The organism is Paenibacillus sp. GCM10012306 (assembly GCF_042649265.1).
In the GTDB taxonomy this organism is placed as follows: domain Bacteria; phylum Bacillota; class Bacilli; order Paenibacillales; family Paenibacillaceae; genus Paenibacillus_AQ.
The window spans coordinates 495,164-516,811 of sequence record NZ_JBHRYW010000001.1; the positions used below are offsets into that span (position 1 = coordinate 495,164).

General features: G+C 50.5%; 17 protein-coding genes. All 17 read left to right on the forward strand.

Annotated features, from left to right (window positions below):
* Positions 1-52 precede the first annotated feature (52 nt).
* The 17 genes from ACFORK_RS02150 to ACFORK_RS02230 all read left to right on the forward strand — a co-directional run bounded on the left by ACFORK_RS02150 (position 53) and on the right by ACFORK_RS02230 (position 21,544).
* The gene (locus ACFORK_RS02150) at positions 53-2,212 is read left to right on the forward strand and encodes a penicillin-binding transpeptidase domain-containing protein (RefSeq protein WP_379195142.1); all 2,160 of its coding nucleotides are present in this window, start codon (positions 53-55) and stop codon (positions 2,210-2,212) included.
* Between the two features lie 83 nt (positions 2,213-2,295).
* The gene (locus tag ACFORK_RS02155) at positions 2,296-4,221 is read left to right on the forward strand and encodes a stage V sporulation protein D (protein WP_379195144.1); all 1,926 of its coding nucleotides are present in this window, start codon (positions 2,296-2,298) and stop codon (positions 4,219-4,221) included.
* A gap of 107 nt (positions 4,222-4,328) precedes the next feature.
* On the forward strand, positions 4,329-5,816 hold the full coding sequence (locus ACFORK_RS02160; RefSeq protein WP_379195146.1) for a UDP-N-acetylmuramoyl-L-alanyl-D-glutamate--2,6-diaminopimelate ligase: 1,488 nt from the start codon (positions 4,329-4,331) through the stop codon (positions 5,814-5,816).
* Positions 5,813-7,216, forward strand: coding sequence for a UDP-N-acetylmuramoyl-tripeptide--D-alanyl-D-alanine ligase (locus ACFORK_RS02165; RefSeq protein WP_379195148.1), 1,404 nt, complete (start codon positions 5,813-5,815; stop codon positions 7,214-7,216). Before ACFORK_RS02160 ends, ACFORK_RS02165 begins: the two co-directional genes overlap by 4 nt.
* A gap of 22 nt (positions 7,217-7,238) precedes the next feature.
* Positions 7,239-8,204 (forward strand): phospho-N-acetylmuramoyl-pentapeptide-transferase, encoded by a 966-nt coding sequence (gene mraY / locus ACFORK_RS02170; protein WP_175372879.1) that lies wholly within the window; start codon positions 7,239-7,241, stop codon positions 8,202-8,204.
* Positions 8,205-8,207: 3 nt separating this feature from the next.
* Positions 8,208-9,629 (forward strand): UDP-N-acetylmuramoyl-L-alanine--D-glutamate ligase, encoded by a 1,422-nt coding sequence (murD, locus tag ACFORK_RS02175; RefSeq protein ID WP_379195151.1) that lies wholly within the window; start codon positions 8,208-8,210, stop codon positions 9,627-9,629.
* Positions 9,630-9,677: 48 nt separating this feature from the next.
* The gene (gene spoVE, locus ACFORK_RS02180) at positions 9,678-10,775 is read left to right on the forward strand and encodes a stage V sporulation protein E (RefSeq protein WP_379195153.1); all 1,098 of its coding nucleotides are present in this window, start codon (positions 9,678-9,680) and stop codon (positions 10,773-10,775) included.
* Between the two features lie 5 nt (positions 10,776-10,780).
* Entirely contained in the window at positions 10,781-11,893 is a 1,113-nt protein-coding gene (gene murG, locus ACFORK_RS02185; protein ID WP_379195155.1) for an undecaprenyldiphospho-muramoylpentapeptide beta-N-acetylglucosaminyltransferase, read from the forward strand.
* A 261-nt stretch (positions 11,894-12,154) separates the two neighbouring features.
* Complete coding sequence (murA, locus tag ACFORK_RS02190; RefSeq protein ID WP_379195157.1) at positions 12,155-13,438, forward strand: UDP-N-acetylglucosamine 1-carboxyvinyltransferase; 1,284 nt, start codon at positions 12,155-12,157, stop codon at positions 13,436-13,438.
* A 66-nt stretch (positions 13,439-13,504) separates the two neighbouring features.
* The gene (locus ACFORK_RS02195) at positions 13,505-14,254 is read left to right on the forward strand and encodes a cell division protein FtsQ/DivIB (RefSeq protein WP_379195159.1); all 750 of its coding nucleotides are present in this window, start codon (positions 13,505-13,507) and stop codon (positions 14,252-14,254) included.
* A gap of 345 nt (positions 14,255-14,599) precedes the next feature.
* Positions 14,600-15,862, forward strand: a complete 1,263-nt coding sequence (gene ftsA, locus ACFORK_RS02200; RefSeq protein ID WP_379195161.1) for a cell division protein FtsA — start codon at positions 14,600-14,602, stop codon at positions 15,860-15,862.
* A gap of 63 nt (positions 15,863-15,925) precedes the next feature.
* Positions 15,926-17,047, forward strand: a complete 1,122-nt coding sequence (gene ftsZ, locus ACFORK_RS02205; protein WP_379195163.1) for a cell division protein FtsZ — start codon at positions 15,926-15,928, stop codon at positions 17,045-17,047.
* 109 nt (positions 17,048-17,156) lie between these two features.
* Positions 17,157-18,068, forward strand: a complete 912-nt coding sequence (locus ACFORK_RS02210; protein ID WP_379195165.1) for an Rpn family recombination-promoting nuclease/putative transposase — start codon at positions 17,157-17,159, stop codon at positions 18,066-18,068.
* A 258-nt stretch (positions 18,069-18,326) separates the two neighbouring features.
* Positions 18,327-19,277, forward strand: coding sequence for a sigma-E processing peptidase SpoIIGA (gene spoIIGA, locus ACFORK_RS02215; protein WP_379195167.1), 951 nt, complete (start codon positions 18,327-18,329; stop codon positions 19,275-19,277).
* 82 nt (positions 19,278-19,359) lie between these two features.
* Complete coding sequence (sigE, locus tag ACFORK_RS02220; RefSeq protein ID WP_066364125.1) at positions 19,360-20,079, forward strand: RNA polymerase sporulation sigma factor SigE; 720 nt, start codon at positions 19,360-19,362, stop codon at positions 20,077-20,079.
* Positions 20,080-20,157: 78 nt separating this feature from the next.
* The gene (gene sigG / locus ACFORK_RS02225) at positions 20,158-20,940 is read left to right on the forward strand and encodes an RNA polymerase sporulation sigma factor SigG (protein WP_066364124.1); all 783 of its coding nucleotides are present in this window, start codon (positions 20,158-20,160) and stop codon (positions 20,938-20,940) included.
* A gap of 292 nt (positions 20,941-21,232) precedes the next feature.
* Positions 21,233-21,544 carry a YlmC/YmxH family sporulation protein gene (locus tag ACFORK_RS02230; RefSeq protein ID WP_286154934.1) on the forward strand — a complete coding sequence of 104 codons (312 nt, stop codon included), beginning with the start codon at positions 21,233-21,235 and terminating at the stop codon, positions 21,542-21,544.
* The last annotated feature ends 104 nt before the right edge of the window (positions 21,545-21,648 follow it).

A 21,648-nucleotide genomic window follows, 5' to 3' on the forward strand; every position in this document is an offset into this window, starting at 1 on the left:
AAAACTTCGCACGCTGTTTATAGGAGGGTGTATTACCCTCTTTTTTCTTGTTTTGGTCGGAAGGGTGTTCTATATCCAGGTGCTGAACGGGGAATTCTGGCAAGAGCGGGCACAAAAGCAGTGGGCGCATACTTCCACCATCAAGGCGGAACGTGGGGAGATCACTGACCGTAATGGAAGTATACTGGCCAGCGACGTCCCTGCTTACACTGTTGTTGTGAACCCTGAGGTGATTAACGAGAGAGGCATTGGCGATGAGGTGATCGCCGGGCTCAAGGATCTGCTGAAGAAGCCGGAGAATGAGCTGCGGAAACTGGTGGAAGCCAAGGATGAGAAGGGTAATTTTCTGAAAAACCGTGAAATCCGTAACGAAGGCTGGAAAATCGATCAGGATCTCTATGAGAAGGTACTGGCTTTCCGCGACAAGCTGAAAGAAGAGCATAAGATTCAGGAGACGGGAATCGGATTTGTACGGGAACAGAAACGATATTATCCCAAGAATACTCTGGCTGCCCATGTTCTCGGGTATACAGACCGTGACGGCAATGCCGTTATGGGCTTCGAGAAGTATTTTGACGATCAGTTGAAAGGCAAGGATGGCCAGTTACTCTATAAGAGTGATGGTAAGGGTGTCAAGCTGCCCAATGCAGAAGAATCCTATCAACCAGTTGTCAATGGAAACAATTTCAAGCTGACGATTGATAGTACCATTCAGTATTATATCGAAGAGGCGATGAAGAAGGCCTATAACCAGTATAAGCCAAAAAGTATGACTGTCATCGCAGCAGATCCCAACACTATGGAGATTCTGGGGATGGCGAATATGCCTACCTTCAACCCTAATGCTTTTTGGGAAACTAAAAATCAAGGTGCTTTTTTGAATCATGCCATCAAGTCCATTTATGAGCCTGGCTCTACTTTCAAGATTGCTACGCTGGCCGGGGCAGTGGAAGAGAAGCTGTTCAAACCCGATGATACATTCATGTCTGGATCGATCCGGATCAAGGGCTACAGCAAGCCGCTGCATGATATCAAAAAAGTCGGCTGGGGCCAAATCTCGTTTCTTGAGGGTGTAAAACGTTCCAGTAACGTAGCTTTCGTCAAACTGGGTTATGAAATGCTTGGACAGGATAGACTCTTGAAGTATATTGAAGATTTTGGTTTTAAAGAGAAAACAGGTATCGATTTGCCGGGGGAAGTTACGGGTAGAGTATCGCCCCAATACCCCGTTGAATTTGCCACACTGTCTTATGGTCATGGTAAGGTGCAGGTAACCCCGATCGAACAGTTAACGGCGGTTGCTGCCATTGCCAACGGCGGCAAGCTGATGGTTCCGCATGTGGTCAAGGAAGTGACCAACCCGAATACAGGTCAGACGGCTGTTACTCAACCCGAGGTTGTACGACAGGTGATTTCGGAGGAAAGCGCCAGGGAGACCGGGGGCTATCTGGAACAGGTAGTTGCCGACCAGAAGATAGGAACCGGACGTCATGCCTATATTGAAGGGTACCGTGTAGCGGGGAAGACGGGTACGGCAATTAAGGTTGAGGGCCAGGATTATGTGAAATCCAAAGTTCTGGTGTCCTTTATTGGCTATGCGCCCGTGAATGATCCGAAAATTGCCGTCATCGTCATCATTGACGAGCCGAATGTCGAGGTAGGCGGCGGTACGGCGGCAGGACCGGTATTCAAGGAGATTGTGTCCCAGTCATTGCAATACATGGGTGTACCGAAGAACGTCACCAAGGATGATGAAAACAGTAAAGAACCGGTCAAGGCAACGGCTCCGGTTCTGCGCACGGCTCCAGATCTTCAAGGGAAAACGATGAAGGAGGCCCGTGAACTTCTGCTCGACGGCGGATACGACTTCGAGACTGTCGGTCAAGGAGCTACTGTGGTCAGTCAGTATCCTCCTGGTGGAACGAAGCTTGCTTCAGGTCAGCGGATTTATCTGCTGAGCCAGGAGGGTAATTCATCGGTCATTCCGGATTTGAAGGGACAATCCTTGCGTGATGCGCTGGAAGTGCTTAGCCTGCTGAAGGTAGGAATCGCTGTACAGGGTGAAGGTTATGTAACAGAACAAGTAGAGAGTACGAAGAATGGCAAGAAGTTCATCACCCTCAAATTAACCCCGCTCAACGAGCCGGAGGGAGATCAGGCAGCCGCCGATCACCCCCCGGATGGGGAGAGTGAGGGCCCAAGCAATCCATAGGCTTGTTCTAACCCCTGTTTGTCCCGAATAGTCATGAAGGTAAGAGCTCATGTCTATTACTTGGGAAACGGGGGAGAACGGGAATGAAGGTATCGAAGGTTACAAGCCGCCGAAGAATGTTGTGGACGCTACTGGGACTGGCATTGTTGTTTGGTTCACTGGCGGTCCGGCTTGCTTATGTGCAATTGTCCAAAGGACAGGAATTGACTGCTAAGGCGGAGGATTCTTGGCGTCGTAATATTCCCTTTACCGCTAAGCGCGGTGAAATATTGGACCGCGCAGGCGTTCCGCTGGCCTATAACGTCAGTTCACCTACGATTTATGCCATTCCTGTGCAAGTAAAAGATAAAGAGATGACAGCACAGCAGTTGGCGCCCTTGCTTGGCATGACCAAGGAGAAGCTTGTGCCTATGCTGTCCCAAAAGAAAGCCTCGGTGAGACTGCAGCCCGGCGGCCGTAAAATTACGATGGAGCTTGCCGCCGAAATTCGTGATTTGAAGCTGCCGGGCATCGTTGTGGCTGAGGATAGCAAGCGCTATTACCCCTATGGTGATCTTGCCGCGCATATCCTAGGCTTTACGGGGATAGATAACCAGGGTATCACTGGTGTAGAAAGTATCTATGACAAGCTGCTGCAGGGCATCGTCGGTAACATATCTTATCTTTCCGATGCCGGTGGTCGATTGATGCCAGGTTCTTCAGAGAAGTATTCTAAGCCGCAGGATGGTCTTAATCTGGAACTGACGATTGACAAGCAGATCCAGTCGATTATGGAACGTGAGCTGGATCAAGCGATGGTGAAGTACCAGGCCCAGGGCAGCTGGGCTATTGCCATGAATCCTAAGAATGGCGAGATTCTGGCCATGGCCAGTAGGCCCGGGTATGAGCCAGGGAAGTATAAGGAATATGATGCCCAGACCTATAACCGGAACTTGCCGATCTGGATGACCTACGAACCCGGGTCTACCTTCAAGATTATTACCCTCGCGGCTGCGCTGCAGGAGGGGAAGGTTGATCTGTATAATGATCATTTCTTTGATCCTGGTTTTATCGAGGTCGGCGGGGCGAGACTTCGCTGCTGGAAGAAAGGCGGCCATGGCAGCCAGACCTTCCTGCAGGTGGTCGAGAACTCTTGCAACCCGGGCTTTGTTGCTCTCGGTCAGCGTCTAGGTAAGGACTCGTTGTTCAAATACATCCGGGATTTCGGCTTTGGAAGCAAGACAGGAATTGATTTGAACGGGGAATCGAATGGTATCCTGTTCAAGCCGTCGCAGGTGGGACCTGTTGAGCTTGCGACAACGGCGTTTGGCCAAGGGGTCTCGGTTACGCCCATTCAGCAGATCGCCGCAGTATCGGCAGCTATTAACGGCGGCAAGTTGTATAAACCGCATGTAGCCAAAGCCTGGATTAACCCGGATACAGGGGAAACGGTCTCAGAGGTGGAGCCTGAACTGGTGCGGGAGGTTATTTCGGAAGAGACATCGAAGAAGGTTCGGGCTGCGCTGGAGAGTGTGGTTGCCAAGGGCACTGGCCGCCCGGCTTTTATTGATGGATACCGGGTAGGCGGCAAGACGGGGACCGCGCAGAAGGTCATTAATGGCCGCTATTCTCCGACAGAGCACATCGTTTCTTTTGTCGGTTTTGCGCCAGCGGATGACCCGCAAATCGTGGTATACACAGCGGTGGATAATCCGAAAGGCATTCAGTTCGGGGGTGTTGTCGCCGCACCAATTGTACAGAATATTTTGGAAGATTCCTTGCATTACATGAAGGTACCGGAACGGGCTGACCAGCTTCCTAAAAACTATAAATACGGGGAAACGCCGATTGTGACTGTACCTGACTTAACTGGCGCCACCGTACAGGATATTTATGAAGATCTGAATATGAACTTTTCACTGGCTCGCTCCGGAACGGGTAATACCGTAATTAATCAAGCCCCTAAGCCAGGAGCAAGAGTGGAACGGGGATCCACCATCCGTATTTACATGGGTGCATCACCCGAGTAATCGCTAGTGGATGAACGAAAAGACCGATAGGGCGTCAGTATCAAATATGCATCCCAAGAGGTATACAGCTATACCTCTTATCCGAAAATGTAGAGTGAGGGATTACTATGAAAGTTAACGAATTGGCTTCCTGTCTGGCCGTATCACGGCTATACGGGGCAGGAGATATTGAGATCAAGAATCTACAGACAGATTCCCGCCGGGTTCAGCCAGGCGACTTATTCATTTGTCTGCCCGGCCACACCGTAGACGGGCATGAGTATGCCCCGCAAGCTGTGGCGAACGGGGCTGCTGCGATTGTGGCAGAACGCAAACTTGACCTTGATGTCCCGCAAATCGTGGTAAACGATAGCCGTTTTGCGATGTCTGTGCTGTCTAATGCTTTTTTCGGTTCCCCGAGCAGCCGCATGCGGATGATCGGTATCACAGGTACTAACGGCAAAACTACGACAACCTATCTTATTGAACGAATCATGGAAGATTTTCAGGTGAAGACAGGGCTCATCGGAACTATTCAAATGCGTTATGATGGACAAAGCTATCCAATGTCTGGCACCACGCCGGAATCTCTGGAGCTTCAGCGCTCACTGAGTGATATGGCGGGCAAAGGCGTGCAATTGTGTGTCATGGAAGTGTCCTCGCATGCGTTAGAACAAGGGCGAGTGAAAGGAACGGATTTCCGCACAGCAATATTTACGAATTTAACCCAGGACCATTTGGATTATCATCATACAATGGAGGAGTACCGGGCAGCTAAGGGGTTATTCTTCTCCCGCTTAGGCAATGTCATCTCCCCCTGGAAGGAAGAGCGCAAATACGCGGTGCTGAATGCAGATGATGGGGCCAGCGCCTATTTTGCAGCCCAGACAGCGGCGGAAGTCATTACATACGGCATTGATAATGAGGCCAATGTTCGTGCTTCCCAAATCTCCATTACGGCAAAAGGAACATTTTTCCATGTGGAGACGTTTAAAGGGGAGACGGACATTTCGCTGCGTATGGTTGGCAAGTTCAATGTGTATAACGCGTTGGCTGCCCTTACGGCCGCCCTATTGGAGGGTGTGCCGCTAGAAGAGATCAAGGCAAGTTTGGAAGCTGTTCCCGGCGTGGCCGGGCGAGTAGAATCCGTGGATGAAGGCCAGGAGTTTGCGGTGATCGTGGATTACGCCCATACTCCGGATGGTCTGGAGAATGTATTGCGCGCAGTGCGGGAGTTTGCGACTGGCAAGGTATTGACCGTCTTCGGCTGTGGCGGAGACAGAGACCGCACCAAACGCCCTTTGATGGGTAAAATCGCCGCTAAGTACAGTGATACCATCCTTGTGACCTCTGACAATCCACGAACTGAAGATCCACTGCTGATTTTGGAGGATATTGAGGCCGGATTGGTGGAGGACGGGGTTGCACGGGAACGCTACGAACTGATCGCTGACAGAAGGGAAGCTATTAGGAAAGCTATTGAAATGGCAAGCCCCGGCGATGTAGTATTGATTGCGGGGAAGGGTCATGAGACCTACCAACTGATCGGCGGAGTGGTTCATGATTTCGATGACCGCGTCGTTGCCAAAGAAGTGATAAGGGGCCGAAGCTATTGATTACTAGTACACTTGGAAATATCGCTGCCATGTGCGGGGGGCAGCTTCTGGCTCCCGCAGCTGCCGATATAGAAGTTGCGGGAGTGGTTACGGATTCTCGCAAAATTGCACCTGCCTGCCTATTTGTTCCACTGGTAGGCGAGAAATTCGATGGACATGATTATGGTGCTGCATCGCTTGCAGCAGGGGCTGCAGGTACACTCTGGCAGCGTGACAGGGGACCTGCCCCTGAGGGTGGAGTCATTCTCGTTGAAGATACGCTGGTAGCTCTTCAAAAGCTGTCCGCTTCTTATCTGAATATTGTGAAGCCTCAGGTCGTAGCCATTACGGGTAGTAATGGTAAAACAACGACCAAAGACATTGTCACTGCCTTGCTAGAGAGTCAATATAAGGTTCACAAGACTCAAGGTAATTTCAATAATCACATCGGCTTACCGCTAACGATTCTATCGATGGCCTCCGATACCGAGATTGCCGTTCTGGAGATGGGTATGAGCGGTCGGGGCGAAATTGCCCTTCTGGCTTCGCTGGCCCCGCCGGATATCGCCATCATTACGAACATTGGTGAGTCGCATCTGCTGCAGCTTGGCTCCCGCAAGGAGATCGCCCGAGCGAAGCTGGAAATTGCCGAAGGTCTGAAGCACGGCGGTCTGCTCGTCTATAACGGGGATGAGCCACTGCTTGCGGAAGTGATGCAGGAACCGGGGTTCCAGGCTCCACAGGATATGAGAACCTTCCGTTTCGGCCTGAATGCGGACAATGATGATTATCCGACAGGCATGATGGCTCACAGTGCGGGAATGAGCTTCACCTCCCATCTTCATGCCGAGCGAGCGTTTACTCTGTCACTGCCGGGCCGCCATAATGTGGTGAATGCTTTGGCTGCGCTGGCAGTTGCGCGTCACTACGGCATTACGGAAGAGCACATCGAGCAGGGCCTCGGCGAACTCCGGCTGACAGGCATGAGAATCGAAGTGATCTCTACGCCTAGTGGACTGACCCTGCTGAACGATGCCTACAACGCTAGTCCGACATCCATGCGGGCAGCGATTGATGTCATCCAGGCCATGAAAGCCAGCGGCAGCAAAATCGCCGTGCTCGGGGACATGCTGGAACTTGGGCCGGAGGAAGAACGGTTTCACCGTGAAATCGGCAGCTACCTGAATGCCGAAGAGCTTGATTATGTATTTACTTTTGGCCCTCTGTCTACACATATCGCAGATGCTGCCACCAAGACATTCGGTCCGGACAGAGTATTCGCTTTTACCGATAAAGCGTCTCTGACTGAACTTCTGATCGCCAAAAGCACGCCAAAGGACATTGTGCTCTTCAAGGGCTCACGTGGCATGCGGCTGGAAGAAGTGCTGGGGTCACTGAATGCACATTATCAACAGACATAGAACACTAGGAGGGGGTGTACCCATGGATTATCAATTATTGCTGCTTACTATTGCTGTTTCCTTTATCCTTGCGGTCATTGCCGCTCCGCTATTCATTCCGCTGCTGCGCAGGATGAAATTCGGACAGCAGGTTCGTGACGACGGGCCGCAGAGCCATCTTAAAAAAGCGGGAACGCCTACAATGGGCGGAATCGTGATCATCGTGGCCTTCACTTTGTCTTTTCTTAAGTTTTCCGTAGTAAACTCAGATTTTTATGTCCTTCTTGTAGCTGCGCTCGGCTTTGGCCTGATCGGCTTCCTGGATGACTATATCAAAATCGTCTTCAAACGCTCCCTTGGACTAACGGCGCGCCAGAAGCTGATCGGACAGCTCCTCGTGGGAGCAGTAATGTGCTACCTGCTAATTTCCGCGGGACATAGCACTAGCATTAGTGTACCAGGAACATCCTGGAGCTTTGATTGGGGTGGCTGGTTCTACTATCCGTTCGTCATCGTTATGATGATGGCTGTCACCAATGCTGTGAATTTTACTGATGGCGTAGATGGTTTGCTGTCTGGGGTTAGTGCGATTGCTCTTGCGGCTTACGCCGTTATTGCCATGCAGACGACTTCCATTGCGGCAGGCGTATGTGCTGCGGCGATGATCGGTGCTGTACTGGGCTTTCTGGTCTTTAACGCCCATCCGGCCAAGGTGTTCATGGGAGACACGGGGTCGTTCGGGATTGGCGGAGCCATTGGCGCCATAGCGATCGTAACGAAGAGCGAGTTGTTGTTCCTGATTATCGGCGGTGTATTTGTAGTGGAGATGCTATCCGTCGTACTGCAGGTAGCCTCATTCAAAACTCGTGGCAAGCGCATTTTCAAAATGAGCCCGATCCACCACCACTTTGAACTCAGTGGCTGGTCGGAATGGCGGGTCGTCATCTCGTTCTGGGCAGTAAGTCTGGTGCTGGCGGCCGTAGGACTTTATATCAGCAAGGGGTTGTAGACTATGAAACATCCAGATATGTATCGTGGAGAAGAGGTCGTCGTTCTAGGGCTTGCCAAGAGCGGCGTCCAGGTGGCCAAAGTGCTGCATGAACGTGGCGCCGTAGTTACGGTCAATGATAAAAAGGAAAGAGAACAAAGTCCCGAAGCTTCCGAATTGGAATCTTTGGGAATTTCTGTTATATGCGGTGGGCATCCGGAAGGGTTGATTCATCCGGGCATCAAGCTGGTGGTTAAGAATCCGGGCATACCGTATTCTGTGCCTCCTGTTCAAAAAGCATTGGAGCTGGGCATAGAAGTGGTCACTGAGGTCGAAGTGGCTTACCGTCTCTGTGCCGCACCGATGATCGGTATCACCGGTTCCAACGGCAAGACGACGACAACGACCTGGGTAGGCCAGATGCTGGATGCAGCGGGTATGAAGCCGATCGTGGCCGGCAACATCGGCACACCACTCTGTCAGGCCGCACAGGAAGCCTCAGAAGAGAACTGGATGGTGGTTGAACTTAGCAGCTTCCAGCTCAAAGGAACGGAGACTTTCCGCCCGAAGATAGGCTGTCTGCTGAACGTAGCCGAGACGCATCTGGATTATCACGGAGATATGAAGGATTATGTGGACTCCAAAGCGAAAATTTTCGCCAATCAACTGGATAGCGACACAGCAGTGCTGAACTGGGATGACCCCGTTTGTCGCGAACTGGTGCCTTATGTAAAAGCAGAACTGCTGCCTTTCTCTATGACAGAGGAGCTGGTGCAGGGCGTCTTTGTTAGCCCATCCTATGTCCCTGATGTTGAAGACGATCTGGAGCGCGTCATTCTCTACCGGAATTCGGCGGGTCAGGAGATAGAGATTGCCCCGGTAGAGTCTATCAGTCTTCTAGGACGCTTCAATGTGGGGAATGCGCTGGCTGCCAGCGCTATTGCCATAGCGGCGGGGGCTGATCCAGCTGGACTGTCAGCGGTACTGAAGTCTTTCCGTGGTGTAGAGCACCGTCTGGAGTACGTTGCAGATAAAAACGGAGCTGCTTATTATAACAATTCTAAGGCGACGAATTCCCAAGCGACTACGATGGCGCTGACCTCTCTCCGTAGACCGGTAGTGTTGATTGCTGGCGGGCTGGACCGCGGGTCTGATTATCTTGAACTGCTGCCTGTCCTGAGCAGTCGTGTTAAGGCCCTGGTGGCGCTGGGAGAGACGAAGGACAAGCTGGTGAACGTGGCGAAGCTGGCAGGACTAAACGACGTGGTCTCCGTCGATAATGGGGAGAGCGCCGCCGCCGTGCTGGAGCAGGCTGTGCGGGAGGCATCCGCTTTGGCGGAAGAAGGAGACATCGTTCTCCTGTCTCCTGCCTGTGCAAGCTGGGACATGTTCACATCCTATGAAGAGCGCGGGCGTATTTTTAAAGAGGCGGTGCATAACCTTTAAGTAGGGGGGCGGATAAGCCCCTACTACGGAAGCAGAGGTGTGCTCCTCATGAACAAATCCCGTCATGCGCCGGATATTTGGCTGCTGATCCCTATTCTTGCCCTGCTGGCTATCGGCATGGTGATGGTATACAGCGCCGGATCCGTCTTGGGCTTTCGCAATTATGGAGACTCGTTTTATTTTGTCAAAAGGCAGCTGCTGTTCGCGGGTCTGGGCCTGGTGGTCATGTTCTTTACCGCCAATACGGATTATCGCGTTCTGAAGAAGTTTGCCAAACCGCTCCTGATCGTTTGTTTTGTATTACTGGTGATTGTGTTGATCCCTGGAATCGGGGTTGTGCGCGGCGGGGCGCGCAGTTGGCTGGGGATTAGCTCCTTCGGCATTCAGCCCTCGGAGTTCATGAAGATGGGCATGATTCTGTTCCTGGCCAATTGGCTAGGGCGTGATGATTATGACATCTCCACCTTCACCCGAGGGCTGCTGCCCCCGCTGGCGCTGATTGGTACGGCTTTTGGTCTGATTATGCTCCAGCCCGACCTTGGGACGGGCACCGTCATGTTCGGGGCCGCATTGATGATGGTCTTCACTGCTGGTGCCCGAATGAAACATCTGGTGTCGCTGGGTATTGCAGGTCTGGCCGGGTTTGCCGGCCTGATCGCCACGGCACCGTACCGTCTGCAACGGATCACAGCGTTCCTGGATCCCTGGTCCGATCCGCTTGGCGCAGGCTATCAGATTATCCAATCGCTGTACGCCATCGGCCCTGGCGGGCTTGGTGGTATGGGGCTTGGAATGAGCCGTCAGAAGTACAGCTATGTGCCGGAACCACAGACTGATTTTATTTTTTCTATATTGGCCGAGGAACTGGGATTTATCGGGGGCTTGGCGGTACTGACCCTGTTCCTGATTCTGATCTGGCGCGGGATGAGGGTGGCAATGAGCCTGCCTGACCGCTTTGGGAGCTATCTAGCCGTAGGCATCGTTTGTATGGTGGCTGTGCAAGTCGTCATTAACATCGGTGTAGTTATCGGCCTTATGCCGGTAACAGGCATTACGCTTCCACTGATCAGCTATGGCGGGTCCTCATTAACCCTTATGCTCACGGCACTCGGCATTCTATTGAATTTATCCCGTTATGCGAGGTGAAAGGCATGCGCATCGTATTAAGTGGCGGTGGCACGGGTGGACATATCTATCCGGCCGTCGCTGTCGCAAGGCAACTGGAGACAGAGGACGACCAAGCTGCTTTTCTGTACATTGGCGGCACGCGTGGTTTGGAGAGTAAACTGGTTCCCCAGGAGAATATTCCGTTCAAATCTATTGATATTACTGGCTTCCGCCGCAAGTTATCTCTCGATAACGTTAAGACGGTTATGCGTTTTCTGAAGGGAGTCAGGGCTTCTAAAGAGATGCTCAAAGAGTTCAAGCCGGATGTAGTGATCGGGACGGGAGGTTATGTCTGTGGTCCTGTTGTGTATGCTGCGTCAAGGCTCGGCATTCCAACCTTGATTCATGAACAAAACGCCATCCCAGGCTTGACTAACCGTTTCCTGAGTCGTTATGCAGATACGGTGGCTGTCAGCTTTGAAGGCACAGAGTCTGCGTTTCCTGGTGGTAAACGGGTCATTTATACCGGCAATCCGCGAGCGACTACAGTGACCACGGCAAGTGCACAGCGTGGGTATGCATCACTGGGCATTCCTGAAGACAGCACGGTTGTGCTGGTGGTCGGCGGTAGCCGGGGAGCGAAGGCGATTAATGATGCAATGATTGACATGGCCCCTTTTGTGGGTAAGGGTAATGGAGTTCATTATGTTTATGTAACTGGCGAACCTTATTTTGAAGAGACTCGCAAAGCCCTGCGGCAAAAATTGGGGGGGATCCCCAACTGGCTGCATGTGCTTCCTTATATTCACAATATGCCAGAAGTGCTGGCATGTACATCCCTGATTGTTAACCGTGCTGGCGCTTCATTTCTTTCGGAAATTACGGCCCTGGGTATTCCTTCTGTACTAATACCTTCTCCTAACGTAACGAACAATCACCAGGAAGCCAATGCCAGACAGTTGGAACGTGAAGGTGCCGCTGTGGTAGTGTTAGAGAAAGAACTGAACGGACAGGCGCTGCACGGTGCCATTGCCAAGATTATTGGAGATGAGTCTGTGCGCCGTAAAATGTCTGAGTCCTCGCTGCGTTTGGGCAAAAGGGATTCCGCCGCGCTGGTCGTGAGTGAGCTGTACAAACTCGTCGGCAAGCAAAAGTAGTTCCTTGACGGTTATGGAACAAGCCGTTCGAGATTGGAGAAACAAGCCTGAGTTTTAGGGCAAAGACGGCGGAAAATGCCTTATTGGCAGCCACTGTCACACACCCGAGGGATTGAACATAGGATATTCCTATAATCGTGACAATCACCCAGACACTTCCGGCATTGAGATGAGATCAGGCGGGCGTTCCTGTTCGTTTCATGAGGGCCCTGGTACCGGAAGTGTTTGTGGTGGGTGAGCGGTAATCTCGGAGGTGATACATTGGACAAATTGGTGATTGAGGGTGGGAGTCCCCTGTCCGGCACCATTCGGATCCATGGAGCAAAAAATGCGGCGCTGCCGATTCTGGCGGCAAGCCTGCTGGCCGAAGGAGTTCACTCACTGCATAATGTGCCGAAGCTGCTGGACACCGTGACCATGCTGGATATTTTGGACCGGCTGGGCTGCAAAAGCGTTCATGAAGAGGAGAGAGTGACGATTGATACGTCCTCCGTAGCTACTTCTCATGTTCCAGAGGATTTAATGCGGCAGATGAGGTCCTCGATCTTTCTAATGGGTCCGCTACTGTCCAGATTTGGCGAGGTGACGATCTATCAGCCTGGGGGCTGTGCCATCGGTGAACGCAAGATCGATCTTCATTTGCAGGGTCTGAAGGCGCTCGGTGCGGTGATCGAGGAAAGTAGTGGTCAAATCTCCTGCAGGGCGGAGAAGCTTACGGGAAGTGATATTCATCTCGACTACCCAAGCGTAGGGGCGACAGAGAATATTATGATGGCTGCGGCCATGGCAGAAGGTACCACAACGATAACCGGTGCGGCCAGGGAACCGGAAATACAGGATCTTCAGAATTTTTTGAACAAGATGGGTGCCCAGATCATGGGCGCAGGAACTGATACCATTACGATTCAAGGGGTGAAGAAGCTCAATCCCTGTACGTATGAGGTAATTCCGGACCGGATTGTGGCTGGAACCGTAATGATTGCGGCAGCGGCAACACGGGGTAACGTTACGTTGACGCATACCAATGCAGGGCATTTAACCTCGCTCATTCATGTGCTCAAGCGCGCCGGTGTTCAAATTACAGTCTGCAATGATATAATTAATGTCAGTTGTATGGGGCGTCCTCGGGGGGTAGAGAGGATAGTGACCTCTCCTTATCCTTCGTTCCCGACAGACCTCCAGTCTCAGGTGATGGTGCTGCTGTCACTCGCCGACGGTTTTAGTGTGATCAAGGAAACCGTTTTTGAAGGTCGATTTAAGCATGTAGAGGAAATGGCCCGTATGGGTGCGGATATTTCGATTGACCTGAACCGGGCGTTTATTCGTGGTGTGCAGAGACTATACGGAGCTACTGTTGAGGCGACCGACCTGCGGGCGGGGGCAGCGCTTGTGATTGCCGGCCTTGCCGCCAACGGGACGACCATTGTTGAGCAGGCGCATCACATTGACCGGGGTTACGACGGTATTGAAAAGTTGTTTCAAAAATTGGGCGCCCGTATTAGCCGCAAGGTGCCTGTTCCGGGACCGATTGATTTGGCCAATTAAAGCTCCCTGTCTCCTTCGGATGAATCGCCTGGGAAGGAGACAGGGCCTTACTACGGAGAAATGAGAATGTCTAAAACCACTGTGCCTCTCTTGAAAGAGGACAAGCCCAAAAAGAAAATGAGCCGGAAGGTTACCTTTATTCTGATCCTGCTGTTCACCGCGCTATTAGCTGTGATTTTTTTCCGTTCGTCTGCTAGCCGGATTACAGAGATAGATTTTGAGGGGAGTAAGTATTCTACCCGAGAAGAATTGCTGGCCCAAAGCGGTCTGCAGAACGGAGGACAGTTCTTTGCTGTCTCCAAGAGCACTGTGGAGGAATCCCTGATGAAGCTGGATACAGTGCAAAAAGCAACGGTGGACAAGAAGTTCCCTGGTCTAATCTCTATTCATATAGAGGAGTATCCGGCGGTGGCCTATGAACTGGATCAGGAAGGCAGCATCAAGGCCATTCTCTCCAGCGGCGCAGCTGTCAAAGTGAATGAGACCGGGATTGCCGTTGAGAAGCCTATACTGACCAATTGGAAGCCATCCGATCCTTTTAAGGCAAAGCTCTCTGAGGTGCTGGCTGGAATTCCTAATGATCTTACAAGCGATATCTCCGAAATTGTACCTTCGCCGACCCTGTCTTTTCCGGACAGAATCAAGCTGTATACTCGCTCCAAATTTGAGGTGATTACGGCGATTTCGCTGCTGAAGAACAAGGTGGGTTATCTGAATCAGGTCATAGAAACGGAGCAACCCGGATTGATCACGATGCTGGAGGCGGATTCCTACGTTCCTTTCCAACCGGAAGAGGCAGAAACAGAGGGGAAATAGGGACACAAGAGTAAATAGTCCCTACTAATAGATATAAAAAAATGCTAAAATAGATTTTATGGGTTAAGCTCCATCCCTCTTTTTTCTCCGGATTTTTTGGAATCTGAGCATATTTATAGATATATTTTCACTCTTTTGCTTATATTTCTTGTGTAAAATGGTCTGCTATTTAATTTTCATGCAGAGTCATTTGCTTTTGGGGTAGTTGTATTATTATTCCACTCAAAAAATTTGTAGAAAAAAGAGGGAAAGGATTAGGTATGTTGAATATGTACAGAAGATGTTTCCCGGGACTGGGAAAGGCTTTGCAATTTACTTTGATTATAACAGGAGGTGCCATAGGGCTTGAGCAACAATGACATCATTGTTAGTTTGGACATCGGTACATCCAAAGTTCGGGCGATCATTGGTGAAGTTACCAATGGAACCTTTAATATTATTGGCGTTGGATCTGCTGATTCGGAAGGAATACGCAAAGGTGCGATTGTAGATATCGATCAGACTGTGCAATCAATCAGAAGCGCTATAGAACATGCAGAGCAGATGGTTGGTATTCAAATATCCGAGGTCTATGTCGGGATTACCGGCAACCATATCGGCCTGCAATCCAGCCACGGTGTCGTGGCCGTTCAGAATGAAGACCGTGAGATCGGTGAAGATGATATTGATCGCGTAATTAAGGCGGCGGAGGTGCTCGCATTGCCTCCAGAACGCGAAGTGATCGATGTTGTCGCTAAGCAATATATCGTCGATGGTCTCGAGGGCATTCAGGACCCGCGCGGGATGATCGGCGTCCGTCTGGAAGTTGACGCGACTATCATCACCGGTGCGAAGACGCCGATACATAATCTGCTGCGTTGCGTGGAGAAATCAGGACTGAAGGTTAAAGATCTTGTGCTGATGTCTCTTGGCGCCGGCGGATTGGCGCTCTCTAAAGACGAGAAGTCGATGGGAGCGGTCTTGGTCGATATCGGAGCAGGATCAACTACAATAGCCGTATATGAAGAGGGTTCCCTCACTGCAACCTCCACGATTCCGATCGGAGGGGAGTTTGTAACCAATGATATTGCCTACGGACTTCGGACATTGACCGATCAAGCAGAAAAGGTGAAGCTGAAATACGGCTGCGCCTGGATCGACGATGCGGCTTCGGACGTGGTCTTTAAGGTGCTGCGAATTGGCAGCAACGTGGAGAAGGAGTTCAACCAGGAGGATTTGGCGGCGATTATTGAACCGCGAGTCCAGGAAATTTTCCATCTAATCCGCAAGGAAGTGAAGCGCCTGGGTTACAGTGAGCTTCCGGGAGGTTACATCCTGTCGGGCGGCACTGTTTCTATGCCAGGTGTATTAAAGGTTGCTCAAGCAGAGCTGGCGGCATCTGTACGTATTGCTGTACCCGATTATATCGGTGTGCGCGACCCCGGATTTATCGGTGGTGTCGGCATTCTGCATAATGTGGTCCGCAGATTCCGCGGACGCAGTACCGGCGGAAGCGGCAACAAGAAGACGACGGCTCGCACCAAGCAGAGTGCGGCACCAAACCAGGATACCGCTCGGAAGCCCGGATTGGTAGAACGTCTGAAGAATATGTTCAGCGAGTTTATATAACTGTAAGACCAGATATACTTGGACCGGGCATCCAAGCACTTTTCTAGGGGGAGATGGAACAATATGTTGGAATTTGATTTTGAAATGGAGAGCTTGGCGCAAATAAAAGTCATTGGCGTGGGTGGCGGCGGAAGCAATGCGGTCAACCGGATGATTGAAAATGGCGTTCAGGGCGTCGAGTTCATTACCGTTAACACGGATGCCCAAGCGCTGCATATGGCCAAATCGGAGCATAAGCTGCAAATTGGGGACAAATTGACGCGTGGCCTTGGTGCCGGAGCCAATCCTGAGGTTGGTAAGAAGGCAGCTGAGGAATCCCGTGATTTGATCTCGAATACACTTAAAGGTGCTGACATGGTGTTTGTTACCGCAGGGATGGGCGGCGGTACAGGAACAGGGGCGGCACCGGTAATTGCTGAAATCGCGAGAGAGTGCGGAGCACTGACCGTTGGTGTAGTGACTCGTCCGTTTACTTTTGAGGGCAAAAAGCGTTCCAATCATGCTGAGCTTGGCATTGAAGCTTTGAAAGAAAAGGTCGATACGTTAATCGTTATCCCGAATGACCGACTTCTCGAAATTGTGGACAAGAAGACCCCGATGCTTGAAGCTTTCCGTGAGGCGGACAACGTGCTTCGTCAGGCGGTGCAAGGTATCTCGGATTTGATTAAGGTTCCCGGCTTAATCAACCTTGACTTTGCAGACGTGAAGACGATCATGACTGAACGTGGTTCAGCACTGATGGGCATCGGTATTGCCAACGGTGAGAACCGTGCTTCGGAAGCTGCACGCAAAGCGATTATGAGCCCGCTTCTTGAGACTTCTATTGAAGGCGCGCGCGGAGTCATCATGAATATTACCGGGGGATCTAACCTCTCACTCTATGAGGTTAATGAAGCGGCGGAAATCGTCACTTCAGCATCGGATCCGGAAGTAAATATGATTTTTGGTGCGATTATCGAAGAGAGTATGAAGGATGAGATCAAAGTTACGGTTATCGCAACTGGCTTTGAACATAAGCCTTCTTCTATAGCTCCTGGTCGTCGTCCGGTAGCCCCGAGTACGAATACCGAGCCTGCTGCTGCGGATAAGAATGCTAATTTACGTCCGTTCGGCAATCAGAATACTTCTGATCAGCTCGATATTCCAACGTTCCTCCGGAACCGTACACGCGGCAATAATGACTAATTGAATCTTTAATAGATATACGGAAGCACCGTATTGCTTTAGCTGATAGCTATGGCAATGCGGTGTTTTTTGTTGTACCTGCGGTTATAATAAAATAACGGGAGATGACATGATGGAACTACTTGATCCCCGGGTGGATTTTGTATTCAAACGGATTTTTGCCACTGAGAACAATAAAGACGTATTGCTGGCCTTTCTTAACAGGATATTCGCCGAGGCAGGAGAACCTGCCCTGAATGAAGTAGTATTGCTGAATCCATATACGGATAAAGATGATCCGCTGGACAAGCAATCTATCTTCGATATATGGGCCAAGACGGTAGATGGTAAAATGATTGATATTGAGATGCAACTGTTTAACAAGTATGATATTGAAAAACGAACGCTTTACTACTGGAGCAAACGCTATTCCGGACAGCTTCAAGAAAGCGGCAAATATAGAGATCTTAAAAAGTGTGTGACGATCAACATTTTGAATTATAGTCTGTTGCTTGGCGAGCAGTATCATAGTGTTTTTCATTTGCGTGAGGATAATAGCGGTGTAGAGCTCACCCAGGATATAGAGATTCACTTTCTGGAGCTGCCGAAGCTGCATTTATCCTCACCTCCCGAGCAAGGAGGTTTAGTGAATTGGTTGTTGTTTCTCAAGGGTGTAGATCAATCTCACTGGGAGGTGCTGAGGATGAACGAACCGGTTATGAAGAAGGCCATGGACACTCTGCAATTTTTAAGTCAGGATTCGGAAGCTCGCCGGATATATGAAGCCCGACAAAAATATTTGCATGATGAAGCTTCTCTTCGTGATGCGGCAGAGAATGGCTGGGAAAGAGGATTGAAAAAGGGTATGGAAGAAGGTCTGAAAGAAGGTTTAAAAGAGGGCCTGAAAGAGGGTTTACATGAAGGACAGTGGAAAGCTAAACTTGAAGTGGCCAAGAAACTATTAGCGATGGGACTAGGCCATGAAGACATTAAGGAAGCTACAGGACTGAGTAAAGAGGAAATTGAATCTATTAACCCTTAATATTTAAAGTAATACAAATGCTGCGTAAGCAGACGCCTATGAATCAATATAACAATTAGCTTAGGGCCAGCCGGAAACGGCTGGTCTTTTTATGCTGCAATGGCGGTTGCTGTTCTATAACTCGACAAAAAAACCGCAAGAATGCCCCCCAAGTTTAGACAGACTTTGAATAAGAGACTTTCTATACTAATCATATCGTCCAAAAAAGAGAGCCTGCTCTATTGTCCGCTTCGGGAATAGATTGCAGTCTGTAGGCAGGTGAATGTCCTGGTAGTTTATATTGACTTGATATTCGCCACCAATCTGCTGATTGACGGAGTGCTGCTCTGGCTGACTGGCTGGCTGGTCAAGCTCAAGGTATCTTGGTGGAGGCTTGTACTCTCAGCTGTGGTTGGAGCATTGTATGTGGTCATGATGTTTGTACCAGAGCTAACCTTCCTGTATACCTTCCTTATCAAGTTCGGACTGTCGGTGATTATGCTGTGGATTGCCTTTGGGTTCGGGAGCCTTCAGCGCTATCTGCGGACGATGGGCGCTTTTTATATCATCAATTTTGCGGCAGCAGGCGGAATTGTTGGCATTCACTATCTATTGCAAAGCTCAGGTGATATCTGGAATGGCATCATGTTCACGGCGGCAGGCGGGCACGCCTATAGGCTGAAGATCGGAATGTGGTTCGTTATTGCGCTTCTGCCGCTGGTGCTGCTCTGCTTCAAGGTGGTGCACACTTCCCGGATGAAACGTGAACAACTGGAGTCTTATATCGGGGAAGTGATCGTCGAGATTGATGGCGTTATCGTTTCCTGCCTTGGCTTGCTGGATACAGGCAACCGGTTAAGTGATCCGCTGACCAAGATTCCCGTCATGGTCATGGAATCGTCGCTCTGGGAGACACAGCTTCCAGCATCTTGGAAGGGAAGGCTGACCCAGAGTAGTGCGGACCAACTTTTGCTGGAGACGGACGGGCAGTCCTTTGCCTGGCAAGACAGAATTCGGCTGGTCCCTTACCGGGGAGTGAACCGAAGTGCATCGTTTATGCTCGCCCTGAAGCCTGACCGTGTGACCATAAAGCTGGATGGGGACACTTTTTGTAGTAAGCGTGTGCTGATCGGGCTGGATGGCGGGACGCTTTCAGGAGACGGAGCGTACCGAGCTGTGATACATCCTGATCTGGCTGTGCGGGAAAGTGCTGAGGCGGTGCCTTCCTAATATGGGCATACGACTGACAAACAGGTACGTTTCCCCAGGCCATTCTTTCACGAACCAGGCACATCTTGAAGGAGGAACAAGAATGATCAAATGGAAAATTTCGCTGCAGCTACAATATTACCGCATGCTGTTTCTGCTGGGGCTAAAGAGCCAGGAAATTTATTATATCGGCGGGAGCGAGGCTCTGCCACCCCCGTTAACACGTGAGGAGGAGGAGTTTTTGCTGCAACGGCTATCCAGCGGTGATGCGGCAGTACGGGCCATGCTGATTGAGCGTAACCTGCGGCTTGTGGTCTACATTGCCCGCAAATTCGAGAACACTGGCATTAACATCGAGGATCTCGTCTCCATTGGGGCGATCGGGCTGATTAAGGCGGTCAATACGTTTGACCCTGAGAAAAAAATCAAACTAGCAACCTACGCCTCGCGTTGTATCGAGAACGAGATTCTGATGTATCTGCGACGCAACAGCAAAACACGGAGCGAGGTATCCTTTGATGAGCCGCTGAATATTGACTGGGACGGTAATGAACTACTGCTGTCTGATGTGCTGGGGACTGAGAACGATACGATTTATCGGAACATTGAAGAACAGGTGGATCGCAAGCTGCTGCAGAAGGCACTCGAGAAGCTGAGCGAGCGGGAAAGATTGATTATGGAGCTGAGATTTGGGCTGCGCGGCGGGGAGGAGAAGACACAAAAAGATGTGGCTGATCTGCTTGGTATCTCCCAATCCTACATCTCGCGCCTGGAAAAAAGAATTATCAAGCGGCTGCGCAAGGAGTTCAACAAGATGGTCTAAGGTGAGATAATCAAGGAATAAAATGCCGGGCCGGGGAGATAATGTACAGTAATGTTTCTCCTTGGGAGGTTAATCATCATGACCCGTAATAAAGTCGAGATTTGCGGTGTGGACACATCCAAGCTGCCCGTTCTAACGAACGTTGAAATGCGTGAATTGTTCACTTCGCTGCAGCAACAGGGGGAGCGATCCGCCAGAGAGAAATTGGTTAACGGCAACCTGAGATTGGTCCTGAGTGTAATTCAGCGGTTCAACAACCGGGGGGAATTCGTGGACGACCTGTTCCAGGTGGGGTGCATCGGGCTTATGAAAGCCATCGACAATTTTGACTTATCGCAAAATGTTAAGTTCTCCACATATGCGGTTCCCATGATCATCGGCGAGATTCGCAGATACCTGCGTGATAACAATCCGATTCGTGTCTCCAGGTCGCTGCGGGATATTGCTTACAAGGCGCTGCAGGTGCGTGACAGTCTGACTAATCAAAACTCGCGGGAACCGACGATTTTCGAAATTTCGCAAGCCCTTGGTGTACCTAAAGAAGATGTTGTCTTTGCCCTTGATGCCATTCAGGACCCGGTTTCCCTGTTCGAGCCGATCTATCATGATGGCGGGGATCCGATTTATGTCATGGACCAGATCAGCGATGATAAAAACAAGGATGTCTCATGGATCGAGGAAATTGCCCTGCGGGAAGCTATGCGGAAGCTTGGTGGCCGGGAGAAGCGGATTCTGTCCATGCGCTTTTTTGAAGGGAAAACCCAGATGGAAGTCGCGGATGAAATCGGTATTTCACAAGCTCAAGTCTCACGGCTGGAGAAATCCGCAATTCAGCAAATGCAGAAGCATGTCAAATCGTAATTATTGGCTCCACTAAAAAATGGGATGTTCCTCCAGCCGCAATCAGGGCCTGAGGACATCCCATTTTCTATGTACACTTCTGTTCTAAGATTATCCTATGAACGCACAGCCATCAGCATTTCATCACAAAGGAACATCGGTTCAGCGCTCCAAATTATATTTTGTCCCCAGAGAGAAGAATGGGACTGCAATTGACATGTTGCCAAGCTTAGGGATCATATATTGGACTATAGGTCTGATGGTACAGGGGTGAGATGAAATGAATCAGGAAACTATAGGAGCGAGCAAAAAAATGAAGATCTCTGATTTTCAGACTAAGGATGTCATTAATATCGTGGACGGCAAGCGGCTGGGGCAGATCAGTGATCTGGAGCTGGATCTCCGGCGGGGGGTTATTGATGCTATTGTAGTTCCCGGTTATACCCGATTTATGGGGTTGTTCGGCGGTGGTGCAGATCTGATCATACCTTGGAGGAACATTGTGAAGATTGGCTCGGATGTGGTTCTGGTGAAAATTGAAGAGAACCGGATGCCCCAGGCTGAGGAAGAGCGGCAAACGATGTACTTGGAGCGGGGAGACCGCAGTGAACGGCGCATGTATTAATGATGCGTCTTTTTCTTTGGCTATTTCTTTGTGCAGGATAGGTCAAAATGCCTGATTTTTCAGCGTTCTGCCTCAGAATCAAAGGCATTTCTTTGTTGGGAGTT

Bases quoted from the DNA above. Each gene is read 5' to 3' on its own strand.
- ACFORK_RS02155 (WP_379195144.1), top strand. From the start codon at position 2,296: ATGAAGGTATCGAAGGTTACAAGCCGCCGAAGAATGTTGTGGACGCTA.
- ACFORK_RS02160 (WP_379195146.1), top strand. From the start codon at position 4,329: ATGAAAGTTAACGAATTGGCTTCCTGTCTGGCCGTATCACGGCTATAC.
- mraY (WP_175372879.1), top strand. From the start codon at position 7,239: ATGGATTATCAATTATTGCTGCTTACTATTGCTGTTTCCTTTATCCTT.
- murD (WP_379195151.1), top strand. From the start codon at position 8,208: ATGAAACATCCAGATATGTATCGTGGAGAAGAGGTCGTCGTTCTAGGG.
- spoVE (WP_379195153.1), top strand. From the start codon at position 9,678: ATGAACAAATCCCGTCATGCGCCGGATATTTGGCTGCTGATCCCTATT.
- murG (WP_379195155.1), top strand. From the start codon at position 10,781: ATGCGCATCGTATTAAGTGGCGGTGGCACGGGTGGACATATCTATCCG.
- ACFORK_RS02195 (WP_379195159.1), top strand. From the start codon at position 13,505: ATGTCTAAAACCACTGTGCCTCTCTTGAAAGAGGACAAGCCCAAAAAG.
- ftsZ (WP_379195163.1), top strand. From the start codon at position 15,926: ATGTTGGAATTTGATTTTGAAATGGAGAGCTTGGCGCAAATAAAAGTC.
- ACFORK_RS02210 (WP_379195165.1), top strand. From the start codon at position 17,157: ATGATGGAACTACTTGATCCCCGGGTGGATTTTGTATTCAAACGGATT.
- sigE (WP_066364125.1), top strand. From the start codon at position 19,360: ATGATCAAATGGAAAATTTCGCTGCAGCTACAATATTACCGCATGCTG.
- sigG (WP_066364124.1), top strand. From the start codon at position 20,158: ATGACCCGTAATAAAGTCGAGATTTGCGGTGTGGACACATCCAAGCTG.
- ACFORK_RS02230 (WP_286154934.1), top strand. From the start codon at position 21,233: ATGAAGATCTCTGATTTTCAGACTAAGGATGTCATTAATATCGTGGAC.